The sequence below is a fragment of the Streptomyces spongiicola genome (assembly GCF_003122365.1).
Classification (GTDB): domain Bacteria; phylum Actinomycetota; class Actinomycetes; order Streptomycetales; family Streptomycetaceae; genus Streptomyces; species Streptomyces spongiicola.
In genome coordinates this window covers 778,710-801,251 of record NZ_CP029254.1, presented here as the reverse complement: position 1 = coordinate 801,251, position 22,542 = coordinate 778,710, and the positions used below count along the sequence as shown (strand labels likewise).

The 22,542-nt window shown below is 74.5% G+C and carries 18 protein-coding genes; 14 read left to right on the top strand and 4 right to left on the bottom strand.

Annotation, left to right across the window (positions count from 1 at the left end):
* The first annotated feature begins 162 nt into the window (after positions 1–162).
* The 3 genes from DDQ41_RS03380 (at position 163) to DDQ41_RS03370 (ending at position 3,957) form a co-directional block, all read left to right on the top strand.
* Positions 163–1,191, top strand: a complete 1,029-nt coding sequence (locus DDQ41_RS03380; protein WP_109293131.1) for a C40 family peptidase — start codon at positions 163–165, stop codon at positions 1,189–1,191.
* 359 nt (positions 1,192–1,550) lie between these two features.
* On the top strand, positions 1,551–2,579 hold the full coding sequence (locus tag DDQ41_RS03375) for a C40 family peptidase (RefSeq protein ID WP_109293130.1): 1,029 nt from the start codon (positions 1,551–1,553) through the stop codon (positions 2,577–2,579).
* Between the two features lie 52 nt (positions 2,580–2,631).
* Positions 2,632–3,957 (top strand): hypothetical protein, encoded by a 1,326-nt coding sequence (locus DDQ41_RS03370; RefSeq protein WP_394342121.1) that lies wholly within the window; start codon positions 2,632–2,634, stop codon positions 3,955–3,957.
* Positions 3,958–4,702: 745 nt separating this feature from the next.
* Here DDQ41_RS03370 and DDQ41_RS03365 read toward each other — a convergent pair.
* Entirely contained in the window at positions 4,703–6,025 is a 1,323-nt protein-coding gene (locus DDQ41_RS03365; protein WP_262508338.1) for a glycosyltransferase 87 family protein, read from the bottom strand.
* A gap of 122 nt (positions 6,026–6,147) precedes the next feature.
* On the opposite strand from DDQ41_RS03365, the gene DDQ41_RS03360 reads away from it, so the two are divergent.
* Together DDQ41_RS03360 and DDQ41_RS03350 are read left to right on the top strand one after the other, a co-directional pair.
* A complete protein-coding gene (locus tag DDQ41_RS03360; RefSeq protein ID WP_109297507.1) occupies positions 6,148–7,290 on the top strand; it encodes a glycosyltransferase family 4 protein in 1,143 nt (380 codons plus the stop codon).
* 636 nt (positions 7,291–7,926) lie between these two features.
* Positions 7,927–9,567: a GMC oxidoreductase gene (locus tag DDQ41_RS03350; protein WP_174720349.1), complete on the top strand. Its 1,641-nt coding sequence runs from the start codon at positions 7,927–7,929 to the stop codon at positions 9,565–9,567.
* 42 nt (positions 9,568–9,609) lie between these two features.
* Here DDQ41_RS03350 and DDQ41_RS03345 read toward each other — a convergent pair whose 3' ends face one another.
* On the bottom strand, positions 9,610–11,406 hold the full coding sequence (locus tag DDQ41_RS03345) for an AMP-dependent synthetase/ligase (protein WP_109293127.1): 1,797 nt from the start codon (positions 11,404–11,406) through the stop codon (positions 9,610–9,612).
* 237 nt (positions 11,407–11,643) lie between these two features.
* Between DDQ41_RS03345 and DDQ41_RS03340 the strand changes: the two genes are divergently transcribed.
* The 6 genes from DDQ41_RS03340 to DDQ41_RS03315 all read left to right on the top strand — a co-directional run bounded on the left by DDQ41_RS03340 (position 11,644) and on the right by DDQ41_RS03315 (position 16,953).
* Positions 11,644–12,405, top strand: coding sequence for a metallophosphoesterase family protein (locus tag DDQ41_RS03340; RefSeq protein ID WP_167450232.1), 762 nt, complete (start codon positions 11,644–11,646; stop codon positions 12,403–12,405).
* A 65-nt stretch (positions 12,406–12,470) separates the two neighbouring features.
* The gene (locus tag DDQ41_RS03335; RefSeq protein ID WP_109293125.1) at positions 12,471–12,920 is read left to right on the top strand and encodes an SRPBCC family protein; all 450 of its coding nucleotides are present in this window, start codon (positions 12,471–12,473) and stop codon (positions 12,918–12,920) included.
* Between the two features lie 11 nt (positions 12,921–12,931).
* Positions 12,932–14,164 (top strand): ArsA family ATPase, encoded by a 1,233-nt coding sequence (locus DDQ41_RS03330; RefSeq protein WP_109293124.1) that lies wholly within the window; start codon positions 12,932–12,934, stop codon positions 14,162–14,164.
* A 58-nt stretch (positions 14,165–14,222) separates the two neighbouring features.
* Positions 14,223–14,723: a DUF5304 domain-containing protein gene (locus DDQ41_RS03325; RefSeq protein ID WP_109293123.1), complete on the top strand. Its 501-nt coding sequence runs from the start codon at positions 14,223–14,225 to the stop codon at positions 14,721–14,723.
* A 61-nt stretch (positions 14,724–14,784) separates the two neighbouring features.
* Positions 14,785–15,726 carry an ROK family glucokinase gene (locus DDQ41_RS03320; RefSeq protein ID WP_109293122.1) on the top strand — a complete coding sequence of 314 codons (942 nt, stop codon included), beginning with the start codon at positions 14,785–14,787 and terminating at the stop codon, positions 15,724–15,726.
* A gap of 357 nt (positions 15,727–16,083) precedes the next feature.
* Complete coding sequence (locus tag DDQ41_RS03315; RefSeq protein WP_262508337.1) at positions 16,084–16,953, top strand: endonuclease/exonuclease/phosphatase family protein; 870 nt, start codon at positions 16,084–16,086, stop codon at positions 16,951–16,953.
* Between the two features lie 1,070 nt (positions 16,954–18,023).
* Here the strand turns inward: DDQ41_RS03315 and DDQ41_RS03310 are convergent.
* Entirely contained in the window at positions 18,024–18,635 is a 612-nt protein-coding gene (locus tag DDQ41_RS03310; protein WP_109293121.1) for a hypothetical protein, read from the bottom strand.
* Positions 18,628–19,407 carry an alpha/beta hydrolase gene (locus tag DDQ41_RS03305; RefSeq protein ID WP_109293120.1) on the bottom strand — a complete coding sequence of 260 codons (780 nt, stop codon included), beginning with the start codon at positions 19,405–19,407 and terminating at the stop codon, positions 18,628–18,630. The genes DDQ41_RS03310 and DDQ41_RS03305 overlap by 8 nt, the downstream gene beginning before the upstream one ends.
* A gap of 188 nt (positions 19,408–19,595) precedes the next feature.
* Here DDQ41_RS03305 and DDQ41_RS03300 point away from each other — a divergent pair, with 188 nt between their 5' ends.
* From DDQ41_RS03300 to DDQ41_RS03290, 3 genes are read left to right on the top strand one after another with little or no spacing between them, the layout of a single operon-like run.
* Positions 19,596–20,348 carry a lysophospholipid acyltransferase family protein gene (locus DDQ41_RS03300; RefSeq protein ID WP_109293119.1) on the top strand — a complete coding sequence of 251 codons (753 nt, stop codon included), beginning with the start codon at positions 19,596–19,598 and terminating at the stop codon, positions 20,346–20,348.
* A 38-nt stretch (positions 20,349–20,386) separates the two neighbouring features.
* Positions 20,387–21,691: a MacS family sensor histidine kinase gene (gene macS, locus DDQ41_RS03295; RefSeq protein ID WP_109293118.1), complete on the top strand. Its 1,305-nt coding sequence runs from the start codon at positions 20,387–20,389 to the stop codon at positions 21,689–21,691.
* Positions 21,688–22,377: a response regulator gene (locus DDQ41_RS03290; protein WP_109293117.1), complete on the top strand. Its 690-nt coding sequence runs from the start codon at positions 21,688–21,690 to the stop codon at positions 22,375–22,377. The genes macS and DDQ41_RS03290 overlap by 4 nt, the downstream gene beginning before the upstream one ends.
* Positions 22,378–22,542 lie beyond the last annotated feature (165 nt).

Here is a 22,542-nt window from a genome sequence, read left to right as displayed (position 1 = left end):
GAACCTTCGCGCGGTTGATCGCCCATCCGGGGCGACAGCGAAGGAACCGCCGAATTCGCGCTGTTCAGCTCCGTTCTGCTTTGCGGGAGTCCGAGTGTGCGCGGAGCCGGGGAGCCACTCCGTGGCCCGGCAGGCGGCTGGAGGAAGAAGGAGCTCGCCTTCGTGGCGTCCCACCGTCGTCCCAAGCAGCCGAGCCGCACTCGTGTGACCGTGCTCACGGCGACCGCGGCCGCGGCCGTCGCCCTCACCTCCCAGGCCGCTCAGGCCGCACCGGCCAAGCCCAGCAAGGACGAGGTCAAGGCCAAGGTCGACGCCCTCTACCACGAGGCGGAGAAGGCCACCGAGGACCACAGCCTCGCCAAGGAGCAGCAGACCAAGCTCCAGAAGGAGGTCGACGCGATCCAGGACCGCGTCGCCCGCGGGCAGGACGAGCTCAACACCATGCGGGACAAGCTGGGTTCGGTGGCCAGCGCCCAGTACCGCTCGGGCGGCATCGACCCGTCCGTCCAGCTCTTCCTCTCCGGCGATCCGGACACGTACCTGGACAAGGCCTCCGCGATGGACCAGCTCGGCGCCAAGCAGGCCGCCGCGCTCGAGGACATCCAGTCGAAGCAGCGGGACCTCGCCCAGCAGCGCGCCGAGGCCACCCGCAAGCTCGCCGACCTCCAGGACGTCCGCCAGACCCTGGGCGAGAAGAAGAGCAAGATCCAGGGCAAGCTCTCCGAGGCCCAGAAGCTCCTCAACACCCTGACCGCCGAAGAGCGGGCGGAGATGGAGGAGGAGGAGCAGCGCGCCAGCCGCGCCGCCGGCGACCGGGTGAGCCTCGGCAACGAGGTGCCGGCCTCCCAGCGCGGCGCAGCCGCGCTCAACGCCGCCGCCACCCAGCTGGGCAAGCCGTATGTCTCCGGCGCCGAGGGCCCCAACTCCTACGACTGCTCCGGGCTGACGCAGTGGGCCTACCGGCAGGCGGGCGTGAGCCTCACCCGGACCACCTACACCCAGCAGAACGACGGTGTGAAGATCGGGCGCAGCCAGCTCAAGCCGGGCGACCTGGTCTTCTTCAACGGCCTTTCGCACGTGGGCCTGTACGCGGGCAACAACCAGATCCTGCACGCCCCCAAGCCCGGTACCGTCGTCCGCTACGAGTCCATGGACTACATGGGCACCTTCCAGTTCGGCGTACGGGTCTGACGTACTTCCGGTCCGGCGACCGACGCTGACGTCCCCACGGTCCGGCGTACGGGTCTGACGTACTTCCGGTCCGGCGTACGGGTCTGACGTACTTCCGGTCCGGCGTACGGGTCTGACATCCCCACGGTCCGGCGGCCGGAGCCGACGTCTTTCGGGCCGGTGCCCCTCGGACCGGCGTCCGTTCGGGCGAACTACGGCATGCGCCGCTGACCGCGCGCCCCGCCGGTGACCTGTCGGTCTCCCGCGGGGCGTCACCTCGGGTGCCCGATGCCGGTTTTGGCCGTTCGCTTCCCCCGCCGCTACTGTCTGCCGCGCAGCAGCCGCCCAGGCTGCGTCCAGCGGAAGGGAGTACGGCTCCTGTGGCGTCCCATCGCCGAGCCCCGGTGTCCGGTTTCCACGGAGGTGCCCGGGTCGCCCTCCTCTCCGCCACGGTGGCGACCGCCGCGGCCGCGCTCGGTACCGCACCCGCCGGAGCCGACCCGTCCACCGGCCCCGCCGCCACCCGCGCCATGGTCGACCGGCTGCACGAGCAGGCCGAGCAGGCGACGGAGCGCTACAACGAGGCGGCCGAGCACGCCGAGGAACTGGGCGACCAGGTGGCCCGGGCCCGGCAGCGGGCGGCCCGCGGCCAGGAGGACCTCAACCGGGCGCGGGACGCGCTCGGCTCCGTGGCCGGCGCCCAGTACCGCTCCGGAGGGGTGGACCCCGCGCTCGCCCTGCTGCTCTCCGGCGACCCTGACACGTTCCTGGACCGGGCCGCGGTGCTGGACCGGCTGGGCGACCGGGAGGCGGCCGCCCTGGCCGACCTCCGGCGGGCCCAGCGGCGGCTCGGCCAGGAGCGCTCCGAGGCAGCCCGGAAGCTGGCGGAGCTGGAACGCACCAGGACCGCGCTGGCCCGCCACAAGCGGGCCGTCGAGGCGAAGCTCGCGACGGCCGAGCGGCTGCTGTCGTCCCTGCCCGCGGTGGAGCGTGCCGCGTACGACCGGGGGTCGCGCTCCGGCCGGGCCGTCCCCGACCTGTCGGGCGGGGCGGGCCCCTCGTCGGCCCGCGCCGCCGCCGCCGTGGCGGCCGCACGGGGCGCGGTCGGCAAGCCCTACGTCTGGGGAGCCAACGGGCCGAACGGCTTCGACTGCTCCGGTCTCACCCAGTGGTCCTACGCCCGGGCGGGGGTGGGACTGCCCCGCACCTCCCAGGCGCAGCGGTACGCCGGACAGCAGGTGCCGCTGTCCCGGGCCAGGCCCGGCGACCTGGTCACCTACCGCTCCGACGCCAGCCATGTGGCCATGTACGTCGGCAACGGCCAGGTGGTCCACGCGCCCTACCCGGGTGCGGCCGTGCGCTACGACCCGGTGGGGATGATGCCGATCGCCTCGGTGACCCGGCCCTGAGCGGACCGCGGACGGGGCGGTTCCGCTCTCCCGCTCGCCTACCATCGGCGGGGTGGCCGGTCAGGGATTCCTCGGATGGACGGCGGCGAGACGAGGGCGCGCGGCGGTCCTCCTGCCGGCCGGGCGCGTCGTGGCCGGGCGCTTCCCGACCGGGCGCGTCCTGGTCGTGCTCGTCCTGGTCGTGCTCGTCCTGACCGGGGCGCTGCCGGCGGGCGGCTGTGCCGGCGCACCGGGGCGCGACACCACCGGCCGCGAGGTGCAGCGGATGCTCGACGACCGCGCCGCCGCGGTGCTCCGCCACGACGAGGCCGGCTACCTCTCGGCGGTCGACCCCTCCGCGCGGCAGCTGACAGCGGCCGGGAGGGCGGAGTTCGCGAACCTCTCCGCCCTCCCGCTCCGTTCCTGGGAGTACCGGCTCACCGAGGTGCGGCGCTCCGGCGACCGGGCCGCGGCCGACGCCGAACTGCGCTACCGGCTCGACGGATTCGACGCCTCGCCCGCGACCGCCGGGCGCCGGCTGGAACTCGCCGAGCGGGACGGCCGCTGGTACATCACCGCCGACCGCCCGGGCCCCGGCGCCGCACAGCCGCTGTGGCAGCAGGGCGACATCGAGGTGGTGCGCGGCACGCACAGCCTGGTCCTCGGCGCGGGGCAGCAGCAGGCGCGGCTCCGGAAGATCGCGGCGGACGCGGACCGGGCCGTCCCCGCGGTCTCGGCCGCCTGGGGCGGGGCCTGGCCCGGGCGGGTGGTGGTCCTGGTGCCCGGCTCGCTGGACGCCATGGGCCGGCTGCTCGGCGCCCCGGCCGAGCAGTACCGGGGCGTCGCGGCGGTCACCACGGGCCTCGCGGCGGCTCCCGGCGAGGCCGGCGGGCCAGCGCCCGCGGACCGGGTGACCGTCAACCCCGAGGCGTACGAGGCCCTCGGCGATCACGGCCGACGCTTCGTCCTCACCCACGAGACCGCACACGTGGCGACCCGCGCGCACACCTCGGCCGCCACCCCGCTCTGGCTCTCCGAGGGATTCGCCGACTGGGCCGCCTACCGCGGCACCGGCCGCGACGCCCGGGAGACCGCACCGGAACTGCGCCGCGCGGTCCTCGGCGGCGACCTTCCCGGCGCCCTCCCCGCAGACGGCGACTTCCGCTTCGGCGGCGGTGAACGCGCGCTGGGCCGCGCGTACGAGGGCGGCCTGCTGGCCTGCGAGCTGATCGCCGCCCGCTGGGGCGAGGACCGGCTGCGCGCGTTCTACCGGGCGGTGGGCGCCGCGGAGTCGCGCGACGGAGCGGTGGACTCGGCGTTCGGCGAGGTCCTGGGCACGAGCCGGGACCGCTTTACCGCGGACTGGCGGGAGTACCTGGTCGAGCGGCTGGGCCGGTGATCCGGAGCCCGCGCCGCGCGGTCCACCACGCCGGCCATGCCTGCCCACGTGCCCCCGCCGCGCGCGCTGCCCGCGGGCGGTTCCGGCGGCATTCACCGGGCACCGAGCCGGGGACGTACCCCGTACCCCGTACCCCGTACCCCGTACCCCTGCCCGCAGGGGTGGCGCGATGACCACGACCAGGACGTGTGGGCACCGGCAGACCGAGAAGCGCGCCGGCACGACGTACTGCCGGGCCCGCAAACGACAGATCTGCCCGTGACGACGGGTCTGCCCGTGACGACGGGTCTGCCCGTGAAGGGTCCGCCCCCTGCCGGGGATGACCCGTTCACGGTTCTCCCACACCACCCCCGGCAGGGGCCGGCGGGCGGACGGGTGCCTGCCTGCCGACCGTCTGCGGCGGTTGCACGTCGGCCCCGACGGACAACGCCTCACCCGGGCGCGACCGTGGGCTGTCAGCCTCCATGCCGCCCCGTCCGTCCGCCGTTCCCCCGTGGCGGGCGGACGGGCATGGGTCACTCGATCGAATGTGGTTGCGACCGGTTGATGACGTATGAGCCGCGCTGAGGAACGGTGCGCACGTATCCGGTTTCGCGCAGGTGCCCGACGGCTCGTCGGGCGGTGGCGCGTGCGACTCCGTATCGCTGCTCCCGTCCCCGCCGGACGGACGGTCCGGAGCGTCCCGGACGGAGCCGGCCGCCCGTGCCGCCCGTGCCGCCCGGTGGCGCGGTCCCCGGGGGGAGGGTCAGGACCCGACCGAGGCCCGGTCGCGGCCGGAGCGGGCCGGGAGCGACCGCCCGCCGCCCCGGCGCCGGCCCGGCGGGACGGTGTCCGTCCACAGGCGGCGGCACGCCAGCAGCGCGGCCGCCACCAGCAGGCCGTTGCGGGCCGCCAGGACCGCGATCCCGGCGGGGTCGCTCGCGACCACCTTGTCGAACCAGACGGGGAACTCCAGGAAGGTGAGCCCGGTGGCAGCCAGCACCAGCAGGCCCGGAAGGGCCATCAGGCTCCCCCGGAAGGCGAGGCAGACCGCGGCCAGTCCCAGCAGCCAGACCAGGTACTGGGGGCTGATCACCCGGCTGGTGGTCGTGAACAGCAGCACGGCCGTGAACGCCGCGTCGGCGGGGGTGGCGGCGGAGAACTCCGCCGCCCGCAGCCGCCACAGGGCCAGCCAGCCGAACGCGGCGGCGGTGAGACCGAGTGCCGCACCGCTGACCAGGGGGACGTACGGGCCGAGGAACTCGACCGAGCCGTAGTTCAGCAGCACCTGCCCCTCCCAGCCGAAGTGCCGGGCGACGTGGAAGACCAGCGCGCCCAGCGACTCGACCTCCGTGCCCCGGTCCCGCTGGAAACCGAGGAAGGCCAGCGCCCCGGGCATCGACGCCGTGAGGACCAGCAGCAGGGCCGCCCCCGTGACCGCGGCCGCGGCCCATGCGCGGCGCTGCCGGAGCCCGGCCAGCAGCAGCACCGGCCACACCTTCAGCATCGCGCCGAACCCGGCGAGCGCCCCGGCGACCCCCGGGCGGCGGGCGGCGGCGAGGAGCGCGGCCACCGCGACCGCCGTCACCATCAGGTCGTACCTGGCGTAGGCCGTCGGACCCAGCAGGGGCAGCCCCGCGATCCAGAACCAGACGCCTCTCACCGACTTCCCGGGCCGCCGCCCCGCGTACAGCAGCAGCCCCAGGACCGCCGCGTCGCACACCAGGACCAGGGCGAAGAACGCGTGCACATAGTCGAGGGAGGGCACCAGGCCGGGGGAGAGGATCGCCAGGGCGGCCGCGGGCGGGTACTGCCAGGTGACGTCGTCCAGCGGGTAGGTGCCGGTGCTCAGCACCTCGTACCAGCCCCGGTAGATCACGGCGACGTCGCTGGTCACATCGGGGCCGCGGACGGGGAGGACCTTCAGGACCCAGAGCAGCAGCAGCGTTCTGGAGAGGGCGAAGGCCGCCACGGCCCCTCCCGCCACGGCTCCTCCCGCCACGGCCCAGCCCGTCACGGCCCCTCCCGCCACGGCCCCGGACGCTTCGGGCCCCGACCCGGCGGAACGCCCTGTGCCTGTCATGACCACCCCGTGCCGTCCGATCCGTTCCGTGCCCCTGAGCGCCGCCGCCCTGCCGGCCCGGCCGCCATCATGCCGGACGCCCGTCCGCCCGCGATCAGGCGCGGCGGCCGTTGGTACTGTCGGCGGCGATGGACAAGACCCTGATCGTCACCAACGACTTCCCGCCCCGTCCCGGCGGCATCCAGGCGTTCCTCCACAACATCGCGCTGCGGCTGGACCCCGAACATATCGTCGTCTACGCCTCCACGTGGAAGCGCGGTCGCGAGGGCGCCGAGGCGACGGCCGCCTTCGACGCCGAACAGCCCTACCGGGTGGTCCGCGACCGTACGACCATGCTGCTGCCCACCCCGCGCGTCACCGGGCGCGCCGCCGGACTGCTGCGGGAGCACGGCTGCACGTCGGTGTGGTTCGGCGCCGCCGCCCCGCTCGGGCTGATGGCCCCGGCGCTGCGCCGGGCCGGGGCGCGGCGCCTGGTGGCCACCACCCACGGCCACGAGGCGGGTTGGGCACAGCTGCCCGGAGCCCGGCGGCTGCTGCGCCGGATCGGCGAGGGCACGGACACCGTCACCTACCTCGGCGAGTACACGCGTTCGCGGATCGCCGCCGCGCTGACGCCCGAGGCGGCCGGGCGGATGGTGCAGCTGCCGCCGGGCGTCGACGAGAAGGCCTTCCACCCGGGCTCGGGTGGCGAGGCGGTGCGCGAGCGGCTCGGGCTCACCGACCGCCCGGTCGTCGTCTGCGTGTCCCGGCTCGTGCCGCGCAAGGGCCAGGACACCCTGGTCAGGGCCATGCCCGCGATCCTCGCCGAGGTGCCGGAGGCGGTGCTGCTGATCGTCGGCGGCGGGCCCTACGAGAAGGACCTGCGCAAGCTCGCCGGCACCACGGGAGTGGCCGAGTCGGTCCGCTTCACCGGCGCGGTCCCCTGGGAGGAGCTGCCCGCGCACTACGGCGCCGGTGACGTCTTCGCGATGCCCTGCCGCACCCGGCGCGGCGGGCTGGACGTGGAGGGCCTCGGCATCGTCTACCTGGAGGCGTCCGCGACGGGACTCCCGGTCGTCGCCGGTGACTCGGGCGGGGCACCGGACGCGGTGCTCGACGGCGAGTCGGGCTGGGTCGTCCGCGGCGGTTCCCCGCAGGAGACCGCGGAGCGTGTCACCACCCTCCTCCTGGATCCCGCGCTGCGCCGCCGCATGGGCGAGCGCGGCCGTGAGTGGGTCGAGGAGCGCTGGCGCTGGGACCTGCTGGCGGACCGGCTGAGGGAGCTGCTGTGACCCGGGCCGCCCGGGCCGCTCGGGCCGCCCTGGCGGGACGGGTGCGACCGGGGGATCCGGACGGGCACGACCTCAGGGGCCCCGGGTGCCCCGGATCCGGGTGGTCCGGAGGGGCGTGACCGGGGTGGTCCGGATCCGGGTGGTCCGGAGGGGCGTGACCGGGGCGGTCCGGGGCCGCCCGGCGGCTCGCGTGGTGTGCGCCGGGACCGCCTGCCCTCCCGGCGCCCGCAGGTACCCCGCCGGCAGATGCCGCCCCGCACCGTCCGGCGGTTCCGCCCGCACCCCCGCGCCCCGGGGCCCGCACCCCCGCGCCCCCGCGCCCCCGGGGCCCGCACCCCAGGGCCCGGGCGTCGGCGGTGGCCGGGCCGGGTGGCGCCCCGTCCCCGGATGCCCGGTCCTGACGGGTGCCCATGTGCCCGGCGGTGGACCGGCGGTGGACCGGCGGTGGACCGGTGGCGGTCCGGTGGCGGTCCGGCGGTGGTCCGGACCGCCACCGGGGCCCGCGCGGCTGCCGGGGTCCGCACGGTCCCGGTCCGGGGCCCCGCCGGCGCGGCGCGAACCGCCCTCTTGCGCCCCGCGGGAAAAGGTCCCCGCGACGGATAGGCGGAACCGGAAAATCCGCACATGCTGCGCACCATGACACCAAATCTGACGCGCCGTCACCTCCTGGGTCTCGGCGCCCTCCAGACCGCGGCCGCCCTCGGCCTCACCCGTATCGGCCCCGTGCCCGCGGCCCGCGCGGCGACCCCCGCGCCGGCCTCCCGGGCGGCGGCCGCCGACCACACCCCCGCCCTCGTCGTCGGCTCCGGCTACGGTGCCGCCGTCACCGCCCTGCGCCTCGGTGAGGCCGGGATCCCCACCCTCGTCCTGGAGATGGGGCGGCTCTGGGACACCCCGGGGCCCGACGGAAAGGTCTTCTGCAGCACCCGCGCCCCGGACCACCGCTCGATGTGGTTCCGCACGCGCACCGAGGCCCCGCTCGCCCAGTTCCTCTGGCTCGACGTCGTCAACAAGGACATCAGCCCCTACCCGGGCGTGCTGGACCGGGTGAGCTTCGACGCCATGTCGGTGTACGTGGGCCGCGGCGTCGGCGGCGGCTCGCTCGTCAACGGCGGAATGGCCGTCACCCCGCAACGGGAGTACTTCTCCGAGATGCTGCCGACCGTCGACGCCGCCGGGATGTACGACCGGTACTTCCCGCTCGCCCGGCAGATGCTGGGCGTCAACAGCGTGGACCCGGCCTGGTTCGAGTCCACCGAGTGGTACCGCTTCTCGCGGATCTCCCGGAAGCACGCCGCCAAGGCCGGCCTCAGGACCGTCTTCGTGCCCAACGTCTACGACTTCGGTTACATGCGGCGCGAGGCCGCCGGGCAGGCCGTGCGCTCCGCACTCGCCGGCGAGGTCATCTACGGCAACAACCACGGCAAGCGCAGTCTCGACCGGACCTATCTCGCCGCAGCCCTGGGTACCGGCAACGTCACCGTCGACACGCTGCACCGGGTCCGCGCGCTGCGGGCGCAGCCGGACGGCACCTACGTCGTCACCGCCGACCGCATGGACACGGCCGGCAGGGTCGTCGCCACCCGGGAGATCGGCTGCACCCGGCTGTTCCTGGGGGCCGGCAGCCTCGGCTCAACCGAACTCCTGCTGCGCGCCCGGGAGTCCGGCGCCCTGCCGGACCTCAGCGAGCACATCGGCGCGGGCTGGGGGGCCAACGGCAACGTCATGACGGCCCGTGCCAACCACCTCTGGGACACCGTCGGCGCCCACCAGGCGACCATGCCGGTGATGGGCATCGACGACTGGTCCAACACCGCCAACCCCGTCTTCGCCGAGATCGCCCCGCTGCCCATGGGGTTCGAGCACTGGATCAGCCTGTACCTGGCCATCACCAGGAACCCGGAGCGGGGCACGCTGACCTACCACGCCGGCACCGACACGATGCGGCTGGACTGGACGCCCGAGCAGAGCAGGGTCTCCGGCGACGCGGCCAGGAAGCTGTTCGACCGCATCAACCTCAGGAACGCCACGATCTACCGGTACGACCTGTTCGGCGGCAACCGGCCCGTGGCCGACGACTTCACCTACCACCCGCTCGGCGGCTGCGTGCTGGGCAGGGCCACCGACGACCACGGCCGGGTCCGGGGCGCCCCCGGGGTGTACGTCACCGACGGAGCCCTCGTGCCGGGCTCCATCGGCGTCAACCCGTTCCTCACCATCACCGCGCTCGCCGAGCGCAACATCGAGCGGGTCCTCGCCGAGGACTACCAGAGGTAGCGGCGGCCCGCGGCGCGCGCCGCAGGCGCTCGCAGGCAGCCCCTACGACCGGTAGATCGACTCGATCTCGTCCGCGAAGTCCTTGGCCACCACGTTGCGCTTGAGCTTCAGCGAAGGCGTGATGTGACCGGCCTCCTCGGTGAACTGGGAGCTGAGAACCCTGAATTTCCGCACCGACTCGGCCTTGGAGACCGCGGCGTTGCCCGCGTCCACCGCCCGCTGGACCTCCGCCAGCAGGTCCTCGTCCTCGCGCAGCGAAGCCGCCGTCGAGCCGGCCGGCTTGCCGTGGTCGGCGGCCCAGCGGGCCAGGAACTCCTCGTCGACGGTGATCAGCGCGCCCACGAACGGCCGCCCGTCGCCCACCACCATGCACTCCGCGACCAGCGCGTGGGCGCGGATGCGGTCCTCGATGACCGCCGGGGCGACGTTCTTGCCGCCCGCGGTCACCAGGATCTCCTTCTTGCGGCCCGTGATCGAGAGGTAGCCGTCCTCGTCGAGGGTGCCGATGTCGCCGGTGTGGAACCAGCCGTCGGCCAGGGCCTCCGCCGTCGCCGCCTCGTTGTTCCAGTAGCCCGCGAAGATGTGCTCGCCGTGCAGCAGCACCTCTCCGTCGTCGGCGATCCGCACCACCGAACCGGGCAGCGGCTGCCCGACCGTACCGATCTTCTGGCGGTCCCAGGGGTTGAACGCCGTCGCCGCACAGGACTCGGTGAGGCCGTAGCCCTCCAGCACCGTGAAGCCGATACCGCGGTAGAAGTGGCCGAGCCGCTCGCCCAGCGGGGCGCCGCCGGAGACCGCGAACTCGCCGCGCCCGCCGAGCACCGCACGCAGCTTGCCGTAGACGAGCCGGTCGAAGACCCTGTGCCGGAGCCGCAGCCCGAACGACGGGCCCTTCCCGGTGCCGGTCGCGCGGCTGTACTCGATCGCCGTGGTCGCGGCCCTGTCGAAGATCCTGCCCTTGCCGTCCGCCCGCGCCTTGGCGCGCGCCGCGTTGTAGACCTTCTCGAAGACCCGCGGCACACCGAGGATCAGCGTGGGACGGAACGAGGCGAGTTCGTCGGTGAGGTTGCTGACGTCCGGTACGCAGCCGAGTTTGATGGGGGCCATCACGGCCGCCACCTCGACCATGCGCCCGAAGACGTGTGCGGCGGGGAGGAAGAGCAGGATCGAGCTGTCGCCGGTGCGGAACAGCGGCCTCAGGCGCTCGACCAGGTTCCCGCACTCCGCGAAGAACGCGCGGTGGGTGAGCACACAGCCCTTGGGGCGGCCCGTGGTGCCCGAGGTGTAGACGATGGTGGCCGGGTCGTCCGCCTTGGCGGACGCGCTGTACTCGTCCACGGTGGCGTCGGGGATCTCCGCCCCGGCCGCCGTGAGCTGCGCGATGCCGTCGTCCTCGATCCGCCACACGTGCCGCAGCGCGGGGAGGGCGTCGCGCACGGACTCGACGGCGGCGGCGTGCGCCCCGCTCTCGACGACCACCGCGACGGCGCCGGAGTCGCCGAGGATCCACTGCACCTGCTCGGGCGAGCTGGTCTCGTAGACCGGGACGGTCACGCCGCCGGCGCTCCAGATCGCGAAGTCGAGCAGCACCCACTCGTAGCGGGTGCGGGACATCAGGGCGACCCGGTCACCCGGCCGCACACCCGCGGCGATCAGGCCCTTCGCGGCGGCCCGCACCTCGGCGAGGAACTCGGCCGCGGTGACGTCGGTCCAGCTCCCGGCGGCCTTTCTGGCCATGACCGCGACCTCGGGGTGCTGCGTCGCATTGCGGCGGATGAGATCCGTCAGATTGCCGTCCGTCGGGACCTCGTACAGGGCCGGAAGGCTGAACTCACGCAAGACTGCTGCTCCTCATCGGGCGCCGGCGCCACGGCTCTGTGCGAACGCACCGCGGACTGCCCGGACGTTACCCATCAGTACTCAGTTCCGGATAGGGGGTACCGGCCAGATGTTCCCTGCGTCACACCTGCGCGCCGCGGCATCGCGAACCCTAGTCCACCGGCCGGACGACTCGGAAGTAACCGCAGGTCCGGTGACCTCTACTGGGAATCGGAAGACCGCTCTAGGGTGATCGGCATGCGAGTTCATGTGGTCAGCGACGTGCACGGCAACGCGACGGATCTGGCCAGGGCGGGAGAGGGCGCCGACGCCCTGATCTGCCTCGGCGACCTGGTCCTCTTCCTCGACTACGCCGACCATTCGCGCGGGATCTTCCCCGACCTCTTCGGCGTGGAGAACGCGCACAGGATCGTCGAGCTGCGCACCGCCCGGCGCTTCGAGGAGGCCCGCGCGCTCGGGCGCAGCCTCTGGGCGGGCCTCGACCGGGACGCCGTGATCATCGGCGCGGTGCGCAAGCAGTACCGCGAGATGTTCGCCGCGTTCCCCACCCCGACGTACGCCACCTACGGCAACGTCGACGTGCCGGCCCTCTGGCCGGAGTACGCGGGCCCGGGCACCACCGTCCTCGACGGTGAGCGGACGGAGCTGGGCGGTCTCGTCTTCGGCTTCGTCGGCGGCGGGCTGCGGTCCCCCATGCGCACCCCGTTCGAGATCTCCGACGAGGAGTACGCGGCGAAGGTCGAGGCGCTCGGCGAGGTCGACGTGCTGTGCTCGCACATCCCGCCGGACGTGCCCGAGCTGGCGTACGACACCGTCGCCCGCCGGTTCGAGCGCGGCAGCCGGGCCCTGCTCGACGCCATCCGCCGGACCCGGCCCCGCTACTCGCTCTTCGGGCATGTGCATCAGCCGCTGGCGCGGCGCATGCGGATCGGCGCGACCGAGTGCGTGAACGTCGGGCACTTCGCGGCGACGGGGCGGCCGTGGGCCCTGGAATGGTGACCGACGGGGGCGCGGTAGATTGCACACCGCAACCCCGTCCGGCGTTCAGTTGAGGAGCCACGGCGATGGCGGAACACACCAGCTCGAGCATCACCATCGACGCGGCACCGGCCGATGTGATGGGGGTGATCTCCGACTTCGCGCGCTACCCGGAGTGGACCGGCGAGGTGAAGGAGACCGAGGTCCTGGAGAAGGACGGCCTGGGCCGCGCGCTCCAGGTCCGGCTGGTGCTCGACGCCGGCGCGATCAAGGACGACCACGTCCTGGCCTACACCTGGACCGGCGACGACACGGTCTCCTGGACGCTGGTCAAGTCCCAGATGCTGCGCGCGCTGGACGGCTCGTACACGCTGAAGCCGGTCGCCGGAGGCGAGCGGACCGAGGTCACCTACCGGCTGACCGTCGACGTCAAGATCCCCATGCTCGGGATGATCAAGCGCAAGGCGGAGAAGGTCATCATCGACCGCGCCCTGGCCGGCCTGAAGAAGCGCGTCGAGTCCGGTCCGAAGGCCTGAAGCCCCCCTTCATGCGCACCGTTTTCGTCACCGGCACCGGCGGGGCCGGCCGGAGCACCGTCGCGGCCGCCCTCGCCCTCGCCGGGACACGGCGGGGCGAACGGGTCCTGCTGCTGTCCGGCGAGCCGCCCGAGGCACTCACCGGTGCCGGCACCGGACCCGGCACCGGCACCGGCACCGGCACCAGTACCGGACCCGGAGCCCCCGGGCCGGGCGGCGCGGACACCGGGCCGCCCGGCCCCACCGTCGCCCGCCTCGAAGCGGGCGCCGACTTCCGCCGCGAGTTCCTGGGCTTCCAGGAGCGGGCCGGGGCCGCGCTCGACCTCCTCGGAGCCGTGCCCTTCGAGGAAGGCGAGCTGACGGAACTCCCGGGCAGCGAGCAGTTCGCGCTGCTCCGCGCCCTCAAGCGGGCCGCCGGCGGCGGCCACGACCTCCTCGTCGTCGACCTCCCCCCGGTGCGCCAGGCCGTCGCCCTGCTCGCCCTCCCCGAGCAGCTGCGCCGCTATCTGCGCCGGCTGCTCCCCGCCGAGCGGCAGGCCGCCCGCTCGCTGCGCCCGGTGCTCGCCCAGCTCGCGGGCGTGCCGATGCCCGCGCGGTGGCTGTACGAGACGGCCGCCCGCTGGGACGAGGAGCTGGCCGTCGTCCAGGCGCTGATCGAGAGCCCCGGAGCCTCGGTGCGCCTGGTCGCCGAACCCGGCCCCGAGGCCGCCGACCGGGCCCTGCGCACCGCCCGGCTGGGCCTCGCCCTGCACGGGCCCGCCCCGGACATGGTGATCGCCAACCGGATCGTCCCGGCCGGCTCCGGCGACCCCTTCCTCGCGGCCCTCTCGGGACGGCAGCAGAGCGCGCTCAAGGGCTGGCGCGAGGAGTTCGGCGACGTACCGGTACGGGAGGTGCCGCACACCGGCCGCGACCCCCGGCAGCCCGGCGAACTCGCCGAGCTGCTCGACGGGCCGGCCGGCAGCACGCCCGGGCCGCCCCGGGGGAACCGCCCGACGGTGGAGGACCGCCGGTCCGGGGAAGGAGTGCTGGTCTGGCGGCTGCCCCTGCCGGGAGCCGCCCGGGACCAGCTGCAACTGGTCCGCAGGGACGACGAACTCTTCCTGACCGCGGGCCCGTTCCGCCGCGTACTCACCCTGCCGTCGGCACTGCGCCGCTGCGCCGTCAGCGGTGCCGCCCTGCGCGACGGGGAGCTGCGCATCCGCTTCGAGCCCGACCCCGAGCTGTGGCCGCGGAGCCGCTGAAGGGCGGCCTCCCCGTCGGGTACCGTCGACGTACGAGGAACTTTCCGAGGAGTACGCCATGAGCGATGCGACCGAACGTCCCGCCGTCGACGCCGACGCCTGGGCGACGGCGTGCGCCGAGGACCTTGAGGAGGAGCGGGCCCGCCGCGGCGAGCGGTACGGGCCGCACGGCGCCGGCACCGCGGGCGACGAGCTGCGCAAGCTGCTGGACGCGGTCGCCGAGAAGGTGTCGTCGCTGCCGAACCCGCTGCTCGGCCTCGCCGGGCAGGGGACCGTGCAGCAGCTGGTCGACCAGGCCAAGTCGGCCGTCGAGCCGGTCATCGAGCGCAACCCGCAGGTCTTCGGCCACCTCGCGGCCGCGGGCAGCGAACTGCTGGCCGCGTACCGCTCCGCCGTGGAGGGCCATGAGCGCCGCTGGACCCGCAACGAGCCGCCGCGAGGTGCGGACGGCCCGGGCGGCGGCGAGGGCACGGGCGGCGGCGAGGGCACGGACGGCAAGAGCCGCCGGGACCGCCGGGACGAGGGCCCCGGCCCGAGCGAGAAGATCGATCTGGACTGAGGCGCGGACTCCCTCCGGTACGGTTGGGCCTAGCGGGGCTCGACCGAAAACTGAGGGACACATGGGACTCACCATCGGCGTCGACATCGGCGGCACGAAGATCGCGGCCGGCGTGGTCGACGAAGAGGGCACCATCCTTGAGACGCACACGGTGCCCACTCCGCCGACCGCCGAGGGGATCGTGGACGCGATCTGCTCGGCCGTCTCCGGAGCCGGTAAGGGGCACGACATCGAGGCGGTCGGCATCGGCGCCGCCGGCTACGTCGACGACAAGCGCGCCACCGTCCTCTTCGCGCCGAACATCCAGTGGCGGCACGAGCCGCTGAAGGACAAGGTGGAGCAGCGCGTCGGCCTGCCGGTCGTGGTGGAGAACGACGCCAACGCGGCGGCCTGGGGCGAGTACCGCTTCGGCGCGGGCCAGGGCCACAGCGACGTCATCTGCATCACGCTCGGCACGGGCCTGGGCGGCGGCATCATCATCGGCAACAAGCTGCGCCGCGGCCGCTTCGGCGTGGCGGCGGAGTTCGGGCACATCAGGGTCGTCCCCGACGGCCTGCTGTGCGGCTGCGGCAGCCAGGGCTGCTGGGAGCAGTACGCGTCCGGGCGGGCACTCGTCCGCTACGCCCGCCAGCGCTCCGCCGCGACCCCCGAGAACGCGGCGATCCTGCTCGGCCTCGGCGACGGCACCCCCGGCGGAGTCGAGGGCAGGCACGTCAGCGAGGCGGCCAGGCAGGGCGACAAGGTGGCCGTCGACTCCTTCCGCGAGCTGGCCCGCTGGGCCGGCGCGGGACTGGCCGACCTGGCCTCGCTGTTCGACCCCTCGGCGTTCATCGTCGGCGGCGGCGTGTCGGACGAGGGCGAGCTGGTCCTGGACCCGATCCGCAAGTCCTTCCGGCGGTGGCTGATCGGCGGTCAGTGGCGCCCGCACGCCCAGGTGCTCGCCGCCCAGCTCGGCAACAAGGCGGGCCTCGTCGGCGCGGCGGACCTCGCCCGCCAGGGCTGACGCCCGCGACCGCCGCCGGCGCCTGCCGCCCCCGAGGGGCGGCAGGCGTCCGTGTCGGCAGGCCCGTGCTCGGCGTTCCTTCGGGTTCCTCCGGGTTCCTCCGGGGGCGGCAGTCCCCTCGGCTCGGAGACGAGCCGCCGGCCGGCCCGGCGTACTGACTCCGCCCCGGCCGCCGCGCGGGCGGGGCGTCCGGAGTCCGCCCCGGCCGCGCGGGGCGCCCGCCCCGGCCCGCCTTTCCCGCCCCGGCCGCGCGGGGCGTCCGCGGCCCCGGCTCGGCCGTACGGATCCCGACCGTGCGGCGCGCCGCACGGTGCCCGGGGCGGGAAAGGCGGGCCGGGGCCCGTTATCTTGAGGCACATGGTGACGTCGGCGACGCGACCGCTGCCCAACTCCCGGACCGAGCCGGACGGTTCGGCCGTCATCCGGGTCCTCGGCTACAACATCCGCTCCATGCGCGACGACGAGGACGCCCTCGCCCGCGTCATCCGCGCCTGCCGGCCCGATCTCGTCTTCGTCCAGGAGGCACCGCGCTTCTTCCGGTGGCGCAAGCACCTCGCCCGACTCGCTGCCAAGAGCGAGCTGGTGGTGCTGAGCGGCGGGGCGACCGCCGCGGGACCGGCGCTGCTGTGCTCGCTGCGGGTGAGGGCCGAGCGCACCGAGGACGTTCTGCTGCCGCTCACCCCGGGGCTGCACCGGCGCGGCTTCGCCACCGCCGTCGTGCGTGTCGGGGCGGCCCGGATCGGGCTGCTCAGCTGCCATCTCAGCCTGCGGGCCGACGAACGCCACAGCCAGGCCGGAATGCTGCTCGACCGTCTGGCCGCGATGGACGTGCCGTACGCGATCGCCGCGGGCGACGTCAACGAGCGACCCGGCGGGCGCAGCTTCCGGCGCCTCGCCACCGCTCTCCGGGACGCCCGGGCCGTCAGTCCCTGGGGCGGCGAGTACACCTCGACCCCCGCGGACCCGCATCAGCGGATCGACGCGGTCTTCGTCACCCCCGGCGTCGAGGTACTCGGCTGCGGCGTGCCCGTGGGGCTCCCCGGGGTCGGCGAGGCGGACCTGGAGGCGGCCACGGACCATCTCCCGGTCCTGGCCGCCCTGCGGGTGCCCCCCGAGCCCCCGGCGTCCGCGGCATCCCCGGCGTCCACGGCGTCCGCGGCGTCCGCGGCCGGCCCCGCCCCGGAACGGGGCCCGCGCGGCCACGGCACGAGCCGGCCTGGCCGGTAGTGCCGCGTGAGGCGGCGTTCGCCCCGTCGCGACGCCCGGCGCGGCGACTCGCCGCCTTGCCGAACCAACCGGGCAGGCCCACTGCTAGGCCGATCCGGCGCCCTGCGCCGCACCGCACCGGACCCGCTCCGCGCCGCCGCCGACGGGCAGACCCCGCCTGACGCGGCACTGGCCAGGCGTGTTGTGGAAGTCCCTCCTGGCCCGCGGCGCCCGGCTCGCTCGCTGCCGTCGCCCATCGGGCACGGGGGATGTCCCGTGCAGCGTTGCCGGAGTCGTCCGAGCAGGCGCCCGGTCCGGGGCCGATCGGCCGATCCGGCGCCCTGCGATCGCCCGCCTCGGACGCCGCACCGCCTCGGACGCCGCTCCGCGCCGCCGCCGACGGGCAGACCCCGCCTGACGCGGCACGGGCCAGGCGTGTTGTGGAAGTCCCTCCTGGCCCGCGGCGCCCGGCTCGCTCGCTGCCGTCGCCCATCGGGCACGGGGGATGTCCCGTGCAGCGTTGCCGGAGTCGTCCGAGCAGGCGCCCGGTCCGGGGCCGATCGGCCGATCCGGCGCCCTGCGATCGCCCGCCTCGGACGCCGCACCGCCTCGGACGCCGCACCGCACCGGACCCGCTCCGCGCCGCCGCCGACGGGCAGACCCCGCCTGACGCGGCACTGGCCAGGCGTGTTGTGGAAGTCCCTCCTGGCCCGCGGCGCCCGGCTCGCTCGCTGCCGTCGCCCATCGGGCACGGGGGATGTCCCGTGCAGCGTTGCCGGAGTCGTCCGAGCAGGCGCCCGGTCCGGGGCCGATCGGCCGATCCGGCGCCCTGCGATCGCCCGCCTCGGACGCCGCGGGCCCCGCCCTGCGGGCGGGCGGAGCTGCGTTCGCGACCTCCCCGGACCAACACCCAGAACACCCAGAACACCCAGAACACCCAGAACACCCAGAACACCCAGAACACCTGGTTCTGGCCGGGAGTCCGCTGAAGATCTCGCTCCGGTCGCCCGCCTTGTCCTGGTTCACCCGTAAACGCCGATCGGGGCGATCCGGTGTGAGCCGGGCGCGTTTTCAAGATCGTCAGTGCACTGCTAGACGACCGCCCCGCGCCCCGGGTCGTCGTCCTCGTCGTCCCCGTGGGACATCCGCGCCACCAGTGTGGCGAAGCCGCCCAGGAAGCCGCCGACGCCGAGCGTGGTCAGCCACCAGGTCATGTCCCACCGCAGGATCACGGCGAGCAGCAGCAGCACGGGTCCGCCGATCACCGCCAGCCAGGCGAACTTCGCGGTCGTGTCGGCCTCCGGCAGCGGCGGGGGCTCAGGCGGTACGAAATGGCCCTCGTCGCCGTCGTCCGGCTCCTCGCCGCCGGGCTCGGCGATCGTGTAGTCGCGCGGCCCCCCGCCCACCCCGGGCGCGAACACGACGGAGCTGCCCAGCGGCTTCTCCGGCCGCGGGCCCTCGTCCTCCTCGCCGCTCCCGCCCTCGCCCCCGTCGGAACGGTCACCGGCCCCGCCGGCCGGCCCGTCGTTCCGGACGGTCTTCTGCAGGCCCGCGAGGTCCTCCACCGACTTGAACGGCTTCGCCCCCGGCGGGTCCGCGGGCTCCTGCCCGTAGCCCGCGACGATCGCGGCCCAGGCGGCCTCCTCGTCGACGGGCTGCGGTTCCCGGTCCCGGTCCCGGTCCGCGTCGTGCTGCTCAGCCACCGGTCGTGCTTCCCTTCTCGCCGACACTCGGAGCGAGGCGGCCGATGAACGCGTGGCTCTCCTCGAAAATCCGCTCCGCGTCATGGTCCAACGTCGCCACGTGGTAGCTCTGTTCCAGCAGGACCTCCCGGACGTCCGTCGACGACACCCGGCCGAGGATCCGGGCCGAGTCCGCGGGCGGCACCACATGGTCCTGAGGGCTGTGCAGCAGCAGCATCGGCTGGGTGACCTGGGGAAGCTCGCCGTCGACGAGCCGGAGGAAGTTCCGCAGCGAGTGGGCGGCGTGCAGGGGGACGCGGTCGTAGGCCACCTCGTCCATGCCCTCCTTCGCGATGTCGTTGGCCAGGCCCTTCGTGGTGCGCATGAGGTGGCGGGCCACCGGAAGCGCGTGCGCCGCCGGGCCGTGCACCTTGTTGGCCGGGTTCACCACCGCGATACCGCTGACCGCGTCGCCGTGCCGGGCGGCCAGCCGCAGGGTCAGCGCGCCGCCCATCGACAGCCCGAACACGAAGACCTGGCGGCACTCCCCGCCCAGCGTCCGGAACTCCCGGTCCACCTCCGCGTACCAGTCCTGCCAGCCGGTGACCGCCATGTCCTGCCAGCGGGTGCCGTGCCCGGGCAGCAGCGGCAGCGAGACGGTCAGTCCGCGCTCCGCGAGGAACTCCGCCCACGGGCGCAGCGACTGGGGGGAACCGGTGAAGCCGTGGCAGAGAAGTACGCCGACCTCGCCACCCTCGTGGCGGTACGGCTCGGCTCCAGGAAGGACCGGCACCGGGGTCTCCTTTCAGGGCGGCCCGGGGGGCGTCCCCCCGGTGGGCAGATTCACCGTACGCGACGGGACCGGCACCGACCAGGGCTGAGCCCGCGCGGCACGGGACCGCTGTGGGGAGCCCGGTCCCGCCAGGGGTTAAGGTCTTTCCGACGGACACCAGGAAGGCACTCGAGTTGATCTACGGCGCTATGAAGTTCTCCATCGGCGGGGCGCTGAAGCTCGCCTTCAGGCCGTGGGTGGAGGGCCTGGAGAACGTTCCCGCCGAGGGGCCGGCGATCCTCGCGAGCAACCACCTGTCCTTCTCGGACTCCTTCTTCCTGCCCGCGGTCCTGGACCGCAAGGTCACGTTCATCGCCAAGGCCGAGTACTTCACCTCGCCGGGTGTGAAGGGCAAGCTCACCGCGGCCTTCTTCAAGGGGGTCGGCCAGCTCCCGGTCGACCGCTCCGGGGCGCGCGGCGCCGGCGAGGCGGCCGTCAGGAGCGGCATCGAGGTCATCGAGCGCGGCGAGCTCTTCGGTATCTACCCGGAGGGCACCCGCTCCCCGGACGGCCGGCTCTACCGCGGGAAGCCGGGCGGCCTGGCCCGCGTGGCGCTCGCCACCGGCGCGCCCGTCATCCCGGTCGCGATGATCGACACCGAGAAGATCCAGCCCCCCGGCCAGGTCGTCCCCAAGCTGATGAGCCCGGGTATCAGGATCGGCAAGCCGCTCGACTTCAGCCGCTACCACGGCATGGAGCACGACCGCTTCATCCTGCGCTCGGTGACCGACGAGGTCATGTACGAGATCATGAAGCTCTCCGGCCAGGAGTACGTGGACATCTACGCCACGGCGGCCAAGCGGCAGATCGCGGACGCCGAGAAGGCGGCGAAGGAGGCCGCCAAGGAGGCGGAGCGGGCCGCGAAGGGGGCCGGCGGGGCGGAGCGGGCCGGCGACCGGTAGCGTCGCCCGTCCGACCGGACGGACTGGGGGATCGGGCAATGGCCAGGCGCGAGCGGGTCGTACGCATGTCGGTCGAGCTGCCGCTGTGGCGTGCGCTGGCCGCGTACCGCGTGCTGACCGCGGGGTACGCGATCCTCCTCCTCGCCTTCGCCGGGGACAGGTACGAACGCCCCTGGGTGGCCGTCGGCTTCCTCGCCGTGATGGCCGTCTGGACGCTGGCGACGCTCCCCAGGGTGGCGAACGCGACCGCCTGCACCAGGCGCTTCCTCGGCGCCGATCTCACCGTCGCCCTCACCGGCATCCTGCTCACCCCGCTCGCCGACGCGCACGCGCAGCAGATCGACGGCCCCACGCTCCCCTCGATCTGGACGGCGGGTTCGGTACTCGCCTTCGCGATCAAGGGCGGCTGGCGCTGGGCGGGCTTCGCGTCCTCCCTGGTCGCCGTCGCCAACATCGTCGAGCGCGGCGAGCCCAGCCGGGACACGATCCACAACGTGCTGCTGGTGTGGGTCGCGTCCATCGCCATCGGGTACGTCGTCGAGGTCGCCCGGGCCTCCGAGCGCACCCTGGCCCGCGCCCTGGAGATCGAGGCCGCGACCCGGGAGAGGGAGCGGCTGGCCCGCGACATCCACGACGGTGTGCTCCAGGTGCTGGCCATGGTGCAGCGGCGGGGTACGGCGATCGGGGGCGAGGCGGCGGAACTCGGCCGGATGGCGGGCGAGCAGGAGGTCGCCCTGCGGACCCTGGTGGCCGGCGGGCTGGTCCCCGCGTCCCGGGTGTCGGAGGACGCGGCCCGCGGCGCGGTCGTCCGACTCGTCGACGAGCCGGACGGGCCGGACTTGTGGGACGGGTCGGACTTGCGGGACGGGCGGGACGGGCGGGACTTGCGGAACGGGCCGGACGGGTCCGACGGTGGAAGCGCCGGGGCGCGCCCGCCGGTGGACCTGCGCCCGCTGCTCGCGCCGCGGGCCGGCAGCCGGGTGACCCTGTCCGAGCCGGGCGCCCCGGTGCTGCTCCCGGCGCGCACGGCGAGCGAACTCGCGGCCGCTGTCGGTGCCGCCCTGGACAACGTCCGCAGACACGCGGGCGAGGGCGCGCGGGCGTGGATCCTGGTCGAGGACGGGCCGGACGAGGTGGTCGTCACGGTCCGGGACGACGGACCGGGGATCCCGGAGGGCCGGCTCGCCCAGGCCGAGGGCGAGGGGCGGCTCGGTGTCGCGCTCTCGATCCGCGGCCGGCTGCGGGACATCGGCGGCACCGCGGAGCTGCTCTCGGTGCCGGGGCAGGGTACGGAAGTCGAGTTGACGGTCCCGAGGGGGACCCGGGGGAGGCCGGAGCGATGACGGAGACGAGCGGGGAGGCCCGCCGGCCCGTGCGGGTCATGGTCGTGGACGACCACCCGATGTGGCGGGACGCGGTCGCCCGCGACCTGTCCGCGGCGGGCTGCGAGGTGGTGGCGACCGCGGGCGACGGTCCGCAGGCGGTGCGCCGGGCCAGGGCCGCGGCGCCGGACGTCCTCGTGCTGGACCTCAATCTGCCCGGGATGCCGGGCGTCCGGGTGTGCCGGGAACTCGTCGGCGCTGACGCCGCCCTGCGGGTCCTGGTGCTCTCCGCCAGCGGGGAGCACGCCGACGTGCTGGAGGCGGTGAAGTCGGGGGCCACCGGCTATCTGCTGAAGTCGGCCAGCACGGAGGAGCTGGTCGACGCCGTGCGGCGCACCGCGGCCGGCGACCCGGTGTTCACCCCGGGCCTCGCGGGGCTGGTGCTGGGGGAGTACCGGCGGCTGGCGAGCGAGCCCGCGCCCGCGGCGGGACCGGGCGATCCGTCGGCACCGAAGCTCACCGACCGGGAGACCGAGGTGCTGCGCCTGGTGGCCAAGGGCCTCTCGTACAAGCAGATCGCGGAGCGGCTGGTGATCTCGCACCGCACGGTGCAGAACCACGTGCAGAACACCCTGGGCAAGCTCCAGCTGCACAACCGGGTGGAGCTGGTGCGCTACGCGATCGAGCGCGGCCTCGACGACGCTTGACCCCCTGTGCCGGGCAGTTGTCCCGGATTCGATGTTCCATCCACTCGATGGAGTGAATCGCCGGACGCCAACCACCCTTTCGCCGACCGGAATTCACCTTTTGTGCCGTGCCGGAGTGACCTGGGTCACCACTAGCGTTGCCGGTGAATGCGGCCACCGACGGCG